Annotated in this window: 15 protein-coding genes; 8 read left to right on the top strand and 7 right to left on the bottom strand. The window is 70.4% G+C overall.

Going from position 1 to position 15,565, the window contains the following annotated elements:
• Window positions 1-21: 21 nt before the first annotated feature.
• The 3 genes from ABZ477_RS00515 to ABZ477_RS00505 all read right to left on the bottom strand — a co-directional run bounded on the left by ABZ477_RS00515 (window position 22) and on the right by ABZ477_RS00505 (window position 4,607).
• Window positions 22-2,004, bottom strand: a complete 1,983-nt coding sequence (locus ABZ477_RS00515; protein WP_360127879.1) for an acetyl-CoA carboxylase biotin carboxylase subunit — start codon at window positions 2,002-2,004, stop codon at window positions 22-24.
• A gap of 83 nt (window positions 2,005-2,087) precedes the next feature.
• Window positions 2,088-3,656, bottom strand: coding sequence for a carboxyl transferase domain-containing protein (locus ABZ477_RS00510; RefSeq protein ID WP_360126222.1), 1,569 nt, complete (start codon window positions 3,654-3,656; stop codon window positions 2,088-2,090).
• Between the two features lie 174 nt (window positions 3,657-3,830).
• Window positions 3,831-4,607, bottom strand: a complete 777-nt coding sequence (locus tag ABZ477_RS00505; RefSeq protein ID WP_360126219.1) for an alpha/beta hydrolase — start codon at window positions 4,605-4,607, stop codon at window positions 3,831-3,833.
• A gap of 80 nt (window positions 4,608-4,687) precedes the next feature.
• On the opposite strand from ABZ477_RS00505, the gene ABZ477_RS00500 reads away from it, so the two are divergent.
• The 5 genes from ABZ477_RS00500 to ABZ477_RS00480 all read left to right on the top strand — a co-directional run bounded on the left by ABZ477_RS00500 (window position 4,688) and on the right by ABZ477_RS00480 (window position 9,566).
• Complete coding sequence (locus ABZ477_RS00500; RefSeq protein ID WP_360126216.1) at window positions 4,688-5,836, top strand: aminotransferase class I/II-fold pyridoxal phosphate-dependent enzyme; 1,149 nt, start codon at window positions 4,688-4,690, stop codon at window positions 5,834-5,836.
• Between the two features lie 283 nt (window positions 5,837-6,119).
• Complete coding sequence (locus ABZ477_RS00495; protein ID WP_360126213.1) at window positions 6,120-6,323, top strand: cold-shock protein; 204 nt, start codon at window positions 6,120-6,122, stop codon at window positions 6,321-6,323.
• Window positions 6,324-6,542: 219 nt separating this feature from the next.
• Complete coding sequence (locus ABZ477_RS00490; protein ID WP_360127876.1) at window positions 6,543-7,652, top strand: acyl-CoA desaturase; 1,110 nt, start codon at window positions 6,543-6,545, stop codon at window positions 7,650-7,652.
• Between the two features lie 90 nt (window positions 7,653-7,742).
• Window positions 7,743-9,119: an NAD(P)-binding protein gene (locus ABZ477_RS00485; RefSeq protein WP_360126210.1), complete on the top strand. Its 1,377-nt coding sequence runs from the start codon at window positions 7,743-7,745 to the stop codon at window positions 9,117-9,119.
• Between the two features lie 87 nt (window positions 9,120-9,206).
• Complete coding sequence (locus ABZ477_RS00480; protein WP_360126207.1) at window positions 9,207-9,566, top strand: LysR family transcriptional regulator; 360 nt, start codon at window positions 9,207-9,209, stop codon at window positions 9,564-9,566.
• Here the strand turns inward: ABZ477_RS00480 and ABZ477_RS00475 are convergent.
• Window positions 9,563-9,871 (bottom strand): hypothetical protein, encoded by a 309-nt coding sequence (locus ABZ477_RS00475; protein WP_360126204.1) that lies wholly within the window; start codon window positions 9,869-9,871, stop codon window positions 9,563-9,565. The genes ABZ477_RS00480 and ABZ477_RS00475 overlap by 4 nt on opposite strands.
• 73 nt (window positions 9,872-9,944) lie before the next feature.
• Window positions 9,945-11,018, bottom strand: a complete 1,074-nt coding sequence (gene ychF, locus ABZ477_RS00470) for a redox-regulated ATPase YchF (RefSeq protein ID WP_360126201.1) — start codon at window positions 11,016-11,018, stop codon at window positions 9,945-9,947.
• A gap of 106 nt (window positions 11,019-11,124) precedes the next feature.
• On the opposite strand from ychF, the gene ABZ477_RS00465 reads away from it, so the two are divergent.
• Complete coding sequence (locus ABZ477_RS00465) at window positions 11,125-11,781, top strand: SAM-dependent methyltransferase (protein ID WP_360126198.1); 657 nt, start codon at window positions 11,125-11,127, stop codon at window positions 11,779-11,781.
• Between the two features lie 51 nt (window positions 11,782-11,832).
• On the opposite strand, the gene ABZ477_RS00460 is transcribed toward ABZ477_RS00465, so the two are convergent.
• Window positions 11,833-12,447, bottom strand: coding sequence for a dihydrofolate reductase family protein (locus ABZ477_RS00460; protein WP_360126195.1), 615 nt, complete (start codon window positions 12,445-12,447; stop codon window positions 11,833-11,835).
• A 53-nt stretch (window positions 12,448-12,500) separates the two neighbouring features.
• Window positions 12,501-13,247, bottom strand: coding sequence for a class I SAM-dependent methyltransferase (locus tag ABZ477_RS00455; protein WP_360126192.1), 747 nt, complete (start codon window positions 13,245-13,247; stop codon window positions 12,501-12,503).
• Between the two features lie 99 nt (window positions 13,248-13,346).
• Between ABZ477_RS00455 and ABZ477_RS00450 the strand changes: the two genes are divergently transcribed.
• Both ABZ477_RS00450 and ABZ477_RS00445 read left to right on the top strand, forming a co-directional pair.
• The gene (locus tag ABZ477_RS00450) at window positions 13,347-13,961 is read left to right on the top strand and encodes an exonuclease domain-containing protein (RefSeq protein WP_360126189.1); all 615 of its coding nucleotides are present in this window, start codon (window positions 13,347-13,349) and stop codon (window positions 13,959-13,961) included.
• Window positions 13,962-14,153: 192 nt separating this feature from the next.
• Window positions 14,154-15,554: an HNH endonuclease signature motif containing protein gene (locus ABZ477_RS00445; RefSeq protein WP_360126186.1), complete on the top strand. Its 1,401-nt coding sequence runs from the start codon at window positions 14,154-14,156 to the stop codon at window positions 15,552-15,554.
• The last annotated feature ends 11 nt before the right edge of the window (window positions 15,555-15,565 follow it).

Genomic DNA, 15,565 nt, shown 5'->3' with positions numbered 1-15,565 from the left:
CACGTGGGCGACGTGAGGGGATCAGCCCACGCCGTCGCCGGACACGTCGGGCGTGACCGTCGCGAGCGTCGCACCGCGCGGGACCTGATCGCCCACCTTCGCGTGCAGAGTGACGACCCCGGCGATGGCCGAGCGCACGACGTGCTCCATCTTCATCGCCTCGACGACGAAGACCGGGTCGCCGGCCGCCACGCGCGCCCCGTCGGCGACCGGCACGAGCACGACGGTCCCGGGCATGGGCGATTCCAGGTGCGGCGTCTCGTCGGCGGCCTCGCCGGCGCCGTGCTCGGCATCCGCGATCCCGATGCGGAAGCTCGCACCCGCGTGCGCCAACTCGACCGAATCAGCCGTCACCAGCGCCGGGAACGTCCGTGCCACGCCCGCGATCGACACATGCGCGAGATCACCTACCCGAACGACGACAGGATGCCGCTCCCCGTCGTCGACGGCCACCTCGAGGGTGTCCCGAGAACCCCACACGCGCACGACGGCGCGCCCGCCGCGCTCGTCGCGCAGGGGGTACACGCGGGGCGCGGAGGGACCGAGCCTCCACCCGTCCCGACGCCCCCACGGCCCCGGCTCGCGCGACGCCGTCTCGCCGTCGAGCAGGAGCGCGGCCTGGGCCCAGGTGACAGCATCCGGATCCGCGAACGACAGCCTGTCGAGCTCACGAGCGATGAGGCCCGTGTCGAGGTCGCCGCGCGCGACGGCCGGGAGTTCCAGCAGGAGCCGCAGGAACTCGATGTTCGTCGTCACCCCGAAGACGGCCGTGTCGTCGAGCGCGCGCACGAGGCGCCGGCGCGCCTCGTCGCGATCGGGGCCCCAGGCGATGACCTTTGCGAGCATGGGGTCGTAGTCGCTCGAGACATCCAGGCCGTCCTCCAGGGCCGTGTCGACGCGTATGCCGTCGCCCGAGGGGTGCCGCACGTGCGCCACTCGTCCGCCGGTCGGCAGGAATCCCTCGCGGGGGTCCTCAGCGTAGACGCGCGCCTCGATGCTGTGTCCGTCCAGCCGGAGGTCGTCCGGAGCGAGAGACAGCGGCTCCCCCGCGGCGATCCGCAGCTGCTGCTCGACGAGGTCGATCCCTGTGACCTGCTCCGTGACGGGGTGCTCCACCTGGAGGCGCGTGTTCATCTCCATGAAGAAGAACTCGTCGGGCCGGTCGGCCGACACGATGAACTCGACGGTCCCGGCACCCCGGTAGTCGACGCTCCGGGCAGTCTCGCACGCTGCGGCGCCGATGCGCTCGCGCGCCTCGGCATCCAGCAGCGGCGACGGCGCCTCTTCGATGACCTTCTGGTGGCGCCGCTGCAGCGAGCACTCGCGCTCACCGAGATGCACGACGTTCCCGTGCGCGTCGGCGAGCACCTGCACTTCGATGTGCCGTGGCCGCTGCACATAGCGCTCCAGGAAGAGCGTGTCGTCGCCGAAGCTCGCGGCCGCTTCGCGCCGAGCCGCCGCGATCGCCGCCGGGAGCGCGTCGGCTGACTCGACGACGTGCATGCCCTTGCCCCCGCCGCCCGCCGACGGCTTGATGAGCAGCGGATAGCCGACATCGGCGGATGCTGTCAGCAGGTCCTCGTCCGTGAGCGCGGGGCGCGCGATGCCGGGCACGGTCGGCACCCCACGCTGCTGCACCGCGAGCTTCGCGGTGATCTTGTCGCCCATCGTCGCGATCGCCTCGGCCGGCGGACCGATGAAGACGACGCCCGCGTCGGCGCACGCGCGCGCGAATGCCGCGTTCTCGGCGAGGAAGCCGTACCCGGGGTGAATGGCCTGCGCCCCCGTCCGACGTGCGGCCGCGATCACCGCCTCGATGTCGAGGTAGCTGCGCGCCGCGGCCGCGGGACCGAGCCGCACGGCCTCGTCGGCGAGGTGCACGTGGCGGGCCGATGAATCCGCGTCCGAGTACACCGCGACGGAGCGGATGCCGAGCCGACGCAGCGTCTCGATGACACGGCACGCGATCTCGCCGCGGTTGGCGATCAGGACCTTCTCGAACATCGCCACGGTCAGCTCACCACCACGTCGATCGACGCCGAGCTGCGGGGCGGCGACATCTGAATCTTCAATGGACACCTCGCCGCCTAGAACCTGAAGACGCCGTAGCCCGGCGCGTCGAAGGGCGCTCGCATGCAGACGTCGAGCGCGAGTCCGAGCACGTCCCGCGTCTGGGCGGGCTCGATGATCCCGTCATCCCACAGCCGCCCTGTCGAGTAGTAGGGGCTGCCCTGCTCGTCGTACTGCGCGCGGATCGGCGCCTCGAACTCCGCCTGCTCGTCGGGGCTCCACGATCCGCCGGCGGCCTCGATCTGGTCGCGGCGGACGGTCGAGAGGACGGATGCCGCCTGCGGGCCTCCCATGACGGACACGCGTGCGCCGGGCCACAGCCACAGGAAGCGCGGCGAGTACGCCCGCCCGCACATCGAGTACGTGCCGGCGCCGAACGACCCGCCCACGACGACAGTGAGCTTCGGGACGGATGCTGTCGCGACGGCGTTGACCATCTTCGCGCCGTGCTTCGCGATCCCGCCGGACTCGTACTCGCGACCCACCATGAACCCCGTGATGTTCTGCAGGAACACCAGCGGGATCCTCCGCTGATCGCACAGCTCGATGAAGTGCGCACCCTTGAGAGCGGACTCGGCGAAGAGGACGCCGTTGTTCGCCAGGATGCCGACCCGGTGCCCGTGCAGCCGCGCGAAGCCCGTCACGAGGGTGTCGCCCCACTCGCGCTTGAACTCGTGGAACGAGCCCGCGTCGATGACCCGGTCGATGATCTCGCGCGCGTCGTAGGGCGTCGTGAGCTCCACCGGGACGACGTCCACGAGTTCCTCGGCCGACCGGACCGGCTCGGCGGCCGGCTCGAGGTCGTACGGCAGCGGCGGCGAAGCCGGCAGCGTCGCGACGATGTCGCGCACGATCTGCAGCGCGTGCTCGTCGTTCTCCGCGAGGTGGTCGGTGACGCCTGACACCCGCGTGTGCACGACGCCACCGCCGAGGTCCTCCGCCGAGACCACTTCACCCGTCGCGGCCTTCACGAGCGGCGGCCCGCCGAGGAAGATCGTGCCCTGGTTGCGCACGATGACCGTCTCGTCGCTCATCGCCGGGACGTACGCGCCGCCCGCCGTCGACGAGCCGAGCACCGCGGCGATCTGCGGGATGCCGTCGCGCGACAACCTGGCCTGGTTGTAGAAGATGCGCCCGAAGTGATCGCGATCGGGGAACACTTCGTCCTGCATCGGCAGGAACGCGCCGCCGGAGTCCACGAGGTAGACGCACGGGAGCCGGTTCTCGGCCGCGATCTCCTGCGCCCGGAGGTGCTTCTTGACGGTGATCGGGTAATAGGTGCCGCCCTTGACCGTCGCGTCGTTGGCGACGACCATGACGTGCCGACCGTGCACGAGGCCGATCCCCGCGACGACACCGCCCGCCGGGCAGTCGCCCTCGTACAGCCCCTCGCCCGCGAGCGGCGCGACCTCGAGGAACGGGCTGCCGCGATCGAGGAGAAGGTCCACGCGGTCGCGCGCGAGCAGCTTGCCTCGCTCGGTGTGGCGGGCCCTCGCCTTCTCGGGGCCGCCGAGCGCGGCGCGGGCACGCCGCTCCCGCAGCTCCTGCACGAGATCCCGATAGCTCGGCTTCGTCGCCGTGGGCATCCGCCGCTCCTCTCGCGCCACTTCGCGCGTCGGTCGTTCTCGGTTATCAACCATTAACCGAGATCAGGCTAACGCCACGGCGCGCACTTGTCGAGCGTGCAGGACAGTGCCGCGCAGCCGCCCCCCGCTGGGCGAGCGGTGCCCCGCCGAGGCGATCGCCGCGCGAAGCGTCGTTCAGGCGAGCCGCTCCGCGACCACGCGAGCCGTGGCGTCCGGATCGGGCCGGTGCATGACCGACTCGGGCACGACGACGAGCTCCGCGTGCGGGATCTCCGCCGCGAGCCGGTCGGCCGCCCGGATCAGGAGCGGGAAGGTCTGCTCGCCGCGCAGCACCGTCACGGGCTGCTCGACCGACAGCATCCCCGCCGTCGGCGTCGAGACGTTCCGCACAAGCGTCGCGTCGTACACCGTGGACTGCGCGAGCGGCACGAGCGTCGCGAACAGCTCGCTCGCCCGGATGCCGTCCACCATCTCTCGGGGCAATTCGATGCCCTCGAGCTGGAAGGTCACGATCGCCTCGTCCGAGCGCCCCTCGTCCACGAGAGCTTGAAGCCGCTCAGGGAGGTCCTCCGCGGGCTCGCCGACGCCGAAGCGCAGCGGCGGCTCGGACAGGAACAGCGCACTGACGGGGACCCCGAGCGAGGCGGCGAAGAGCGCCAGCACGGCGCCCGAGGAGTGACCGAGCACGGCAGCATCCCCGCCGGTCGCCTCGATGACGGCGCCGAGGTCCTCCGCCTCGCGTTCGGGGATCGACCCCCGTGCGTCGCCGCTGTCGCCCCGCGCGCGGCGGTCCCACGTGACGGCGCGGAAGCCGGACTCCGCCAAAGCCGATGCGAGGCCCGCGCCGTCGGCCGCGACCGACATGGCGCCGTTGACGATGACGACCGCGGGGCCCTCACCGACCTCGTGATAGGCGATCCGAGTGCCGTCTGCCGATGTCGTGGTTGCCATTCGGTCACGATATCGATCGCCGCCGACATCCTCAGCCCCCTTGAACGTCGAGGGCGAAGCTCGTGCCCCATGATCGAAGTGTGACCCACGTCGAGCCGCTCCACGTCCTCCGCCGCCGCACGAGTGAGAAGTGGACCGCGTATCCCGAAGACGTGCTGCCCATGTTCGTCGCCGAGATGGACTTCCCCCTCGCCCCGTCGATCCAGACCGCGCTCGCCCAGGCCGTCGCGAGCAGCGACACCGGATACGTCAACCCGCACGACAACGGTGCGGCGGACGCCTTCGCGGCGTTCGCCCACGACCGGTGGGGCTGGGCGCCGTCGAGTGACAGCATCCGGTACACGACCGACGTGAGCGTCGTCATCGTCGAGTCGCTGCGCCGCCTCATCGCGCCGGGCGACGGCGTCATCGTCACTCCGCCGGTCTATCCACCGTTTTTCGACCTCATTCCCGAGGCCGGCGGCGTCGTCGTGGAGGTGCCGCTCACGGACGACGGCGAGTCGTACACGCTCGACCTCGCGGGCATCGACCGGGCGCTCGCCGCGGGCGCGCGCTCCGTGCTGCTGTGCAACCCGCACAACCCGACCGGCACGGTGCACAGCCGCGAGTCCCTCGCCGAACTCTCGCGCATCGTCGAGCGGCACGGCGCGTCGGTGGTGTCCGACGAGATCCACGCCCCGCTCGTGCACCGCGGAACGGACTTCACGCCCTACCTGACGGTGTCCGAAGAGGCGCGCGCCCACGGCATCGCCGCCGAGTCGGGCAGCAAGGCCTTCAACCTCGCGGGGCTCAAGACTGCGCTGTTCGTCGCCGGATCCGACCGCATGACCGACCTCCTGCGCTTGCTGCCCGACGAGGTCACGTTCCGCACCGGCCTCTTCGGACTCATCGCGACGCGCGAGGGCTTCGCGGCCGGTCGCGATTGGCTCGACAGCACGGTCGCGAGCATCGAGGACAACTTCCGGATGCTGGACCAGCAGCTCGCCGACCACCTGCCGGGTGCGCGCCTCCGGCGACCGCAGGCGACGTATCTCGCGTGGCTCGACCTCTCGGCGCTGGGTCTCGGCGACGACCCCGCCGGATGGATCCTGAAGAACGCCAAGGTCGCGCTCATGAGCGGTCTCGCGTTCGGCGCGGAGGGCGCGGGCTACGCGCGCATGAACCTCGCGTGCGCGCCCGAGACGATCACCGAGGCGATCCACCGCATCACCAACGCGATCGCGTCCTAGACGGCCTCGCAGCGGCGGTGCCGGCCCGGGATCTCATAGCACCGTGCTAGCCTGATGTGCTCCCAACCGGTAGTTCCTGCGTCTCGTCCCTCTGCCTGAACGACGCAAGCAGACCTCAGACGCTCATGGATTCCACGCAGCGGCGTCTGATCACCGCTCACTATCCGCCCTCGCCCCCGCGCTGCCGCGCACGCGACGGCGTCCACTCGATCGTCCGCACCGCATTCGCCGGCGCGGCACCCCAGGCCGCCGCAGGCGGCCCGAAAGTAGAAGGAAAGACACGATGGCCACTGGCACCGTGAAATGGTTCAACGCCGAGAAGGGCTACGGGTTCATCGCACCCGATGACGGCTCGGCCGATCTCTTCGCGCACTACAGCGCGATCGCCGGCAACGGCTTCAAGGAGCTCCGCGAGGATCAGAAAGTCGAATTCGACGCTGAGCGCGGACCCAAGGGCATGCAGGCTGCGAACATCCGCCCCCTCTGACCTGGGCATTCCACGGCGCCCGTCCCGCTTGTCGGGGCGGGCGCCGTGGCGTCTCCGGATGCTGTCACCGCGGGGCCGTCCCCTGGCAGCGCCCTGTCGACTCGCTGGGAGAACGCACGTATGCCGTCCGCCCCATGCGAGCGGACGTAGCCTGTAACCAGCGATGGGCAACCGCCTTTGGCTTTCACGGCCACACCGGTCCCCATCGAAACCAGGTGAATCATCTCTTCTTCCGTCCTCGAGTCCCGACTCGGCCCTGTTCGCCAGACCTACGCGAGCACGACTGATTTCCCACCGATGGCCCGGGCCTACACCGAGGTCTCGCAGGTCGTCCGCGAGAGCGGTCTGCTGCACCGCACGCCGTGGTTCTACGGCATCGTCGGCGCCGCGATCGCCCTCGGGTTCGGCGGGGTCGTCACGGGCTTCGTCCTGCTCGGCGACAGCTGGTTCCAGCTGCTCATGGCCGGAGCGCTCGGCATCCTCTTCACGCAGGTCGCGTTCCTCTCGCACGAGGCCGCCCACCGCCAGATCCTCGCCTCGGGGCCGGCGAACGACCGCCTCGCGCGCCTCCTCGCCGGTGGGGTCGTCGGGATGAGCTACTCGTGGTGGAACAGCAAGCACACGCGTCACCACGCGAATCCGAACCGCGTCGGCAGGGACCCCGACATCGAGATCGACACGATCTCGTTCCTCGATGCCGATGCCGCCGCCGCGCGCGGTCTCCGCCGCCTCATCACGCGGCGCCAGGGATGGCTGTTCTTCCCCCTCCTCGCCTTCGAGGGCCTCAACCTCCACTTCCATGCGCTGCGCCACCTCACGGGGCGAGCCCCGGTGGATCGCCGCTGGACCGAACTCGGCCTCGTCGCGGCCCGATTCGCCCTCTTCCTGACTCCGGTCTTCCTCTTCCTCCCGATCGGCATGGCGTTCGCGTTCCTCGGAGTGCAGCTGGCCGTCCTCGGTGTCTACATGGGCGCGTCGTTCGCGCCGAATCACAAGGGTATGCCGGTCATCGCGCAGGGCGCGAAGCTCGACTTCTTCAGCAAGCAGGTGCGGACGTCGCGCAACGTCAGCGGCGGCTGGTGGGCGACGTGGCTCATGGGCGGGCTCAACTACCAGGTCGAGCACCACCTGTTCCCGAGCATGCCCCGGCCGCACCTCGCGCAGGCGCGCGAGATCGTCATGGAGCAGTGCGAGAAGCTCGACGTGCCGTACACCGAGACGACGCTCTGGCGCTCGTACGGCATCGTCATCGCGTACCTGAACCGTGTGGGACTGGCCGCGCGGGACCCGTTCGATTGCCCGGTCAGCGCCACCTACCGCCGGGCATAGAGCCGGCGGGCCATCCGGACCACCCCACCCGACCGGGTGCACGGCTCGTCGGGCATTGACGGCCACGCGCACCCCTGCTCTGATACTCACATGCAGGCGACGCTCGACGTCGACTACCTCGTCGTCGGTGCCGGGGCGATGGGGATGGCGTTCACCGACGCCCTCACGTCGACGGACCCGGACGTCTCGGTCGCGATCGTCGACCGCCGCCACGGCGCGGGCGGGCACTGGCTCGACGCCTACGGATTCGTCCGGCTGCACCAGGCCTCCGCCTTCTACGGCGTGCCCTCGACGATGCTCGGCGCCGGTCGCCTGCAGACCGAGGGCCCGGAGAAGGGCCTGGCCGAGCGCGCCAGCGCGGCCGAGGTCACCGAGTACTACGCCCGCGTGCTCGGCCGGCTGACAGCATCCGGTCGTGTCGTCTTCCACGGGCGCAGCGAGTACTCGGGCGACGGCCGGTTCGTCTCGCTGCTGAGCGGCACGCGGTTCCACGCGCCGCGCGCGCGGATCGTGGATGCGCGGTACCTCTCGCCCGACATCCCTTCGCTCACTCCCCCGCCGTTCGCGGTCGAGGACGGCGCCCGGGTCGTCGCTGTCAACGACCTCGTGCGGATCGAGCACGCGCCCGAGCGCTACGTCATCGTCGGCGCCGGCAAGACGGCGACCGACACGTGCGTGTGGCTGCTCCAGAACGGCGTCCCACCGGATGCCATCACGTGGGTCCGCCCGCGCGATCCATGGCTGCTCAACCGTGCCGTCGTGCAGCCCGATCCCGTGATCTTCCTCGGGATGGCCGCCGACACCATGGCGGCCGCAGCGGCCGCGTCCGATCCCGACGACGCCTTCGTCCGGATGGAGGATGCCGGCATCATGCTGCGCATCGATCCCACCGTCACGCCCACCATGGCCAAGACGCCGACGCTCGCAACGTGGGAGCTCGACCTCGTCCGCACGATCGAGGATGTGGTCCGTCGCGGGCATCTGCGCTCCGTCGGGCCGGGCAGGCTGTCGTTCGCCGACGGCGACGTCCGCGTTCCCGCCGAGTCGCTCGTCGTGCACTGTGCGGCCGAAGGGCTGAAGTACCCCGGACTTCGCCCGATCTGGACGCCGGAGGCGATCACCCCGCAGACGGTGCGGGTCGGCTTCCCGTGCTTCGGAGCGGCCCTCGCCGGCTACGTCGAAGCGGCGCGCGATGACGACGGCGAGAAGAACCGCATCTGCCGACCCTCGCCTTACTCGAACACGCCCGCCGACTGGGCGACGATGCAGGTGATCGGCGGAGACGCGTCGCTCGCGATGTCGCGCGAGACGGACCTGCGCGAGTGGGCCGACACGACGACGCTCAATCCCGCCCGGAACCCGCCCGAGCGCGCGGACGATCCGGCGCTGCTCGCTGTGCGAGCGCGGTTCAAGGAGCTCATCGGGCCGGGCCGCGCGCGGCTCGCGGAGTTCGCCAGGATGCCGTAGCGGTCACCGGCGGCTTCGGGTCAATAGACTCGGAGGCGTCCGTCCGCCCGAGATCCGCCGTCAAGCGGGATGCCGAGAAGGGGCCTCGTGAAGATCGCTCAGCTGCGGCGGTTCGTCGTCCTCGCCGACAACGACCTGCACGTTCCGCGTGCGGCGGAGGCCCTCGGCATCCCTCTCGCGTCCCTGTACTCGACGATCGAGAAGCTCGAGGCGGAGACCGGCCATCCGGTCGTCGTCCGCGAGGGGTCGGGGTGGAAGCTCACGCCTGCCGGTTCTCTCCTGCTCGAAGAGGCGAGACGGCAGATCGCCGCGGCGGATCCGAAGGACGCCGAGCCCGCCAAGCCGGCCGTCAAGGCAGGCGGCAAGGCCAAGGCTTCGAAGGGCAAGGGCCGCGCCCCCATCGTGAAGGGCCAGCCGAAGCCCTACAAGAAGCGCCAGGGCCGCTAGGGCTGCTCGTCCTCGTTGGCGAACTCCTCGATCCAGTCGACCGCTTCGTCCGCGAGATAGCGCGCGCCGAACTCCTCGTCGTCCTCGTCCTCGTCCTCGTCGGCGAGCTCGTCGTCGAGATCCGAGACGGCGTCGGCGCGCTCGCTGATCGCGTCGCCCGAGGCCCACACGTCATCCGCACCGGATGTCTCCAGCGCCTCGTCGATCTCGGCCGCGATGTCGGCCGGCACGGCGTCGCCGTTGTTCGCGATCAGCCAGTCTCGCGTCTCGGGTGCGAGGCTCGGCCAGATGTCATCGATGCCCATGGCGGCAGTGTCGCACTGGACCTCTCCGCCGTCTACGGCGAAGCGCTGTACGCCGCCTGACGAGCCGATGAACTCAGACGTTGAAACGGAACTCGACGACGTCGCCGTCCTGCATGACGTAGTCCTTGCCCTCGAGTCGGGCCTTGCCCTTCGCGCGGGCCTCGACGACGGAGCCCGTCGCGACGAGGTCGTCGAACGAGATGACCTCCGCCTTGATGAAGCCCTTCTCGAAGTCGGTGTGGATGACGCCGGCCGCCTGCGGAGCCTTCCAGCCCTTGCCGATCGTCCAGGCGCGCGCTTCCTTCGGGCCCGCCGTGAGGTAGGTCTGCAGGCCGAGCGTGTCGAAGCCGATGCGCGCGAGCTGGTCGAGTCCCGACTCGTCCTGGCCGGTCGAGGCGAGGAGCTCCGCGGCGTCGGCGGGGTCGAGGTCGATGAGCTCGGACTCGATCTTCGCGTCGAGGAACACCGCCTTGGCAGGCGCGACGAGGGCCTCGAGCGCCGCCTTGCGGGCAGCATCCGTCAGCACCGCCTCGTCCACGTTGAAGACGAAGATGAAAGGCTTCGCAGTCAGCAGGCCCAGCTCGCGGATCGGCGTCAGGTCGATGCCCGACGCCGAGAGCAGCTCACCGCGCTGGAGCGCATCGCGCGCGGCCTCGGCCGTGGAGAGGATCGACGGGTCGAGCTTCCTGCCGCGCACCTCCTTCTCGTATCGCGCGATCGCCTTCTCGAGCGTCTCGAGGTCGGCGAGCTGGAGCTCGGCGTTGATCGTCTCCATGTCGCCCTGCGGGTTCACCTCGCCCTCGACGTGCACGACGTCGTCGTCGGCGAACCCGCGTACGACCTGCGCGATCGCGTCGGCCTCGCGGATGTTCGCGAGGAACTTGTTGCCCAGGCCCTCGCCCTCCGATGCGCCGCGCACGATGCCCGCGATGTCGACGAACGACACCGCGGCGGGCAGGATCCGCTCGCTGTGGAAGATCTCGGCGAGCGTGTCGAGCCGCGGATCGGGCAGGTTCACGACCCCGATGTTGGGCTCGATCGTCGCGAACGGGTAGTTCGCCGCGAGCACCTGGTTCTTGGTCAGGGCGTTGAAGAGGGTGGACTTGCCGACGTTCGGCAGCCCGACGATTCCGATGGTGAGAGCCACGGGCATCCATTCTAAGCGGGGCGGGATGCCGTCCTCCGGCGCGCGTACCGGGTCGGGGCCCGCGCAGGGCGTTGCCGGGTCATCCGGCCGGAACGATACTGATCCCGTGGACGACTGCTGTGCGCCCGGCACGCCGCAGGGATTCGATCGCGAGTTCAACGCGCGGTTCGCCCGCCGGCTCGCTCGCGGATACCGGCGGGACGGGCTCACGCCCAGCGCACGGCTCGTGCTCGACTTCGCCACGTCCGTGGGTCTCGACGGCGCCTCCGTCCTCGAGATCGGCGGAGGCATCGGCGACATCCAGCTCGAGGCGCTCAAGCGCGGCGCGTCCAGGACCACCAACGTCGAGCTCTCATCGGCGTACGAATCCGAGGCAGCGCGACTGCTGGACGAGGCGGGGATGCGCGATCGCGTGACGAGGGTCCTCGGCGTCGATCTCGCCGGCACGCCCGAGGCCGTGGAACGCGCCGACATCGTCGTGCTGCACCGGGTCGTGTGCTGCTATCCCGACTTCGAGGGGCTGCTCGAGGCTGCGGCCGGGCGTGGGCGGCGCGCCGTGGTCTTCAGTCATCCGCCGCGGAACCTCATGACGAGGGTCACGGCGCGGATGATCAATGTTGTCTACGGGCTCACCGGGAACCCGTACCGTTCGTTCGCCCACGCTCCGGACGCCATGCTGGCAGTGCTTCGCCGCCGCGGGTTCGAGCCCCGTTTCCGCGAGCGGAGCGGACCGTGGCACGTCGTCGGCACCGTCCGGGCATAGCTCCGGAACCGGCCCAGTTCTCTCGTGGACGGTCGCGGCGAAGGCGGCCGCTCAGGTCGCCGGATCGACGCGCCAGCGCATCAGGACATTGCCCGACTCCTCCCACACGCGGGTCTCGATGAGCTTGAGCGCGACGGGCGGTCGCGAGTCGAACAGCGCCACCCCGCCGCCCGCGATGAGAGGGAACGTCACCAGGTGGAGCTCGTCGACGAGGCCCGCCTGCATGAGGTCGTTCCACAGCATCCGCCCCAGCAGGACCAGGATGCCGCGCCCCGGCCCGCGCTTGAGCTCGATGACCTCGGCACGGGCGTCGGCGACCCGCACGATCCGGGTGTTCGGGTACCCAGCGATGTCGTCCGCCGAGATCGTGTCGGAGACGACGATCTTCTCGACACCGAGGATGAGGTCGGCGAACGCGCGCCGGATGTCGGTCGCTGCAGGGTCGTCGCGGACGCCCGACCAGTACCCCATGTTGCCGAGGTACGAGCGGCGCCCTGAGAGCAGCAGCGTGTCGGCGCCTCGGAGCAGCTCGGTCGTGTAGAAGTCGAACGAATCGGCGCCGTGATAGTCCGGATGCTGGTGCTCGAAGAACGAGGCGATGTCGTGGTCGTCGTCCTCGTAGCGGCCGTCGACGGTGACGAAATTGCAGACGGTGAGGGTGCGCACCGGCCCCACGCTAGCGACGGGGCCGGACACGCGCATCGTCCCGGGCGACCGGGCTACGGCCGCATGCCGCGGAACGCCTCCGTGCGATACGGCAGATCGACGGCATCCCGCGCGCCGCCGATCTCGTCGAACAGCATCCCGACCTCGCCCAGGATACGATCGCGCTCGTCTGCAGCGGCCGTGATGATGTAGCTGCGCGACGCGACCATGTCGAGGAAGGCGGCGCGCGTGAGGGGCCGCTTCCACCCCCACGTGCGCTGCTCGAAGCCCGTGAAGGGGGGATGCGGCTCGGGGCCGCCCTCGGCGATCATCGCCTCGGCGGCCGAGCCGTGCATGATCTCGGTGAGGCGGCGCACCCACTCCACGCGCTCGTCGCGCACGTTCCAGATGAGGCCGAGCACTCCCTCGGGTCGCAGCACGCGCGCGACCTCGAGGGACGCTGTCGCGGCGTCGACCCAGTGCCACGCCTGGCCGAACACGACCGCGTCGACACTCTCGGCCGGGAGCGGCATCCGCTCCCCCGTTCCCACGAAGGTCGGCACGCCGTGCACCGCCGTCGAGAGCGCGACGAGCATCGCGTGGTCGGGGTCGATCGCGACGGTCTCGGCGCCGAGCTCCACGAGGGCGCGCGTGAGCTTGCCCGTTCCCGCGCCGACGTCGGCGACCCGCGCGCGGTGGTCGGGCCCTGTCACGGACTCGAGCAGCCACGCGACCGCCTCGAGCGGATACTCCGGCCTGCCCGACTCGTACACTCCGGCCGCGGATCCGAACGACGTGGACATCTCCTCGCGACTGGCCATGCCTCGAGCCTAGGACCGGCACGAACCGCAGGAAGGCGAGGTTCCGGGCCGTCGGCGCGCCTCGCCCGCACGGATCGGCGACCGGGTGAGGCTGAAGGCGTGCCAGTGGACTTCACCGCGATCGACTTCGAGACGGCGAACTCCAGCAGCGCGTCGGCGTGCTCGGTGGGGCTCGCGCGAGTCCGGGACGGGCGGATCGTGGCGACGGGCGGATGGCTCATCCGGCCGCCGGCCGGTCACGACCGGTTCTTCGACGTCAACACGCGGATCCACGGCATCCGCGAAGAGGACGTGGCCGATGCCAAGGGGTGGAGCGACCAGCTGTCCGATCTCGCCGCCTTCGTGGGCGACGACATCCTCGTCGCCCACAACGCCGGGTTCGACATGACGGTTCTGCGCCGCGCGTGCGAGGCGACGGGCGACGTCTGCCCTCCCTATCGCTACGCATGCACGGTGCAGGTCGCGCGGCGCGTGTACCAGCTGGACTCGTACCGGCTGCCGTCGGTCGCGGCCGTCGCGGGCTTCATGGACTTCGCACACCACGACGCCGCGGCCGACGCCCTCGCGTGCGCCCACATCATGATCGACGCCGCCGAGCGCACCGCCTCGCGCGACCTCTACGCCGTGTTGAAGTCGGTGGGGCTGCGGATGTCGCAGATCCCCGCGGCGCCGCAGCCCGCCGCGCCGATGCTCGACTTCGCGGCGCTGGTCTGACGCCCCGTCGGGCTGTCGCGCGGCGCGCTCGAGGCCCGACGACCGAGCGACTGCCACGTCGGCGGCCCGATGTCGGAGGTCGGTGCCAGACTGATCTCGTTGGCGAAGAGATCCTTCTTCGAGCGTCGGAAGGACACCGAGTGCCCACGGTGATCCCGCAGTGAAAGCGCTGCGCGGAGGAATCGAGGGCATATGCGGGGCGACGGCGTCATCGGTCTCACGGACGCGCAGTCGGTTGCGCTCGCCGACGCCTTGCGACTCCTGCAGCGCGGGCTGGATGCCGCGGCGCAGGCACGCGCGATGGTGACGGATGCTCTCGCGCAAGGCGGCCGGATCGCCGAAGCCGTCGCGGTCGGAGGTGACACCCGGGTCCGCGAGCACGACATGGCGCTCCGCGCGATCGCGGCGGAGTTCGCCGGCCCGCTCATGATGGACGACCGCACGGTGCAGCGCCGGATCGGCGATGCACGCGAACTCACGGAGCTCTACCCGCGCACGTTCGCGGCAGGCAAGCGCAACGAGATCACCGAGCGGCATCAGCGGCTGATCACCGAGATCGGCGCCTCGCTTCTCTTCGAATCACGCGAACGGTTCGAGGCGGCCGCGGTCGAGGTCTGCCGGGGTGACACGCCGGGCCGCGTGAAGTCTCAGCTCGAGATCCTCGCCGCCCGCATTCATCCATGCACCTTCAGCCAGCGCCACCGCGGGGCGCGCGAGCGTCGGAATGTGCGGGTCGTGGACCTCGGCGAAGGCATGTCCGACCTGATCGCGACGCTTCCGAGCGTCCTTGCGCACGCTGTGCACGACCGGCTCACGGCGCAGGGGCGGGCGATCTGCGACGCGCGCAAGCGGGCGCGAGCCTCCGTCGGCGAGGGGACGGGTGCCGCCCTCCCCGCCGTCGTCGAGCCCGGCACTTCGGCATTCTCTCGCCTGATCCCGGACGATGTGGTCTCCACCGACACACGGACTCTGGACCAGATCCGCGCGGACATCCTGGCCGACATGCTCCTGACCGCCGCACCCGATGCCGATCCCACGCGCGACGACGACGGGCCAGGGGTCCTCGGGGCGATCCGGGCGCGTGTGCAGGTGGTCGTACCTGCGCTCACCGTGCTCGGCACCGACGACGGTCCAGCTGACCTGGTGGGCAGAGCTCCGATCGACGCCGAGACCGCCAGGACTCTGCTCGGCTCGACGACGCATCCGATCGAGAGGCTCTTGACCCATCCTGTCACCGGCTCGGTCATCGAAGTCGACACGTACGAGCGACCGGCGTCTCTCGACCGCTATCTCCGCGCGCGAGATCAGCGTTGTTGCTTCCCCGGCTGTCGACTGCCCGCGGTGCGCTGCGAAGTGGATCACAACCACGATCGGGCGCTCGGCGGAATAACATGCCGCTCAAATCTCTGTCACTTGTGCCAACGGCATCATTCGATGAAGCAGTTCACGATGTGGCGTGTCAGACAGCTCGCGGGCGGCGTCCTCGAGTGGACGTCGCCGCTCGGCATCGTCTACCTCGACGAGCCGCCCGTGCCGATCACCTTCTTCCCCGTCGAGCCAGCCGAACCGGTGCCGATCGACGCGCCGTTCTGAGGTCGGGTGCT

Source organism: Microbacterium sp. NPDC019599, assembly GCF_040632175.1.
Taxonomy (GTDB): domain Bacteria; phylum Actinomycetota; class Actinomycetes; order Actinomycetales; family Microbacteriaceae; genus Microbacterium.
This window is presented reverse-complemented; position numbering and strand designations above follow the sequence as displayed.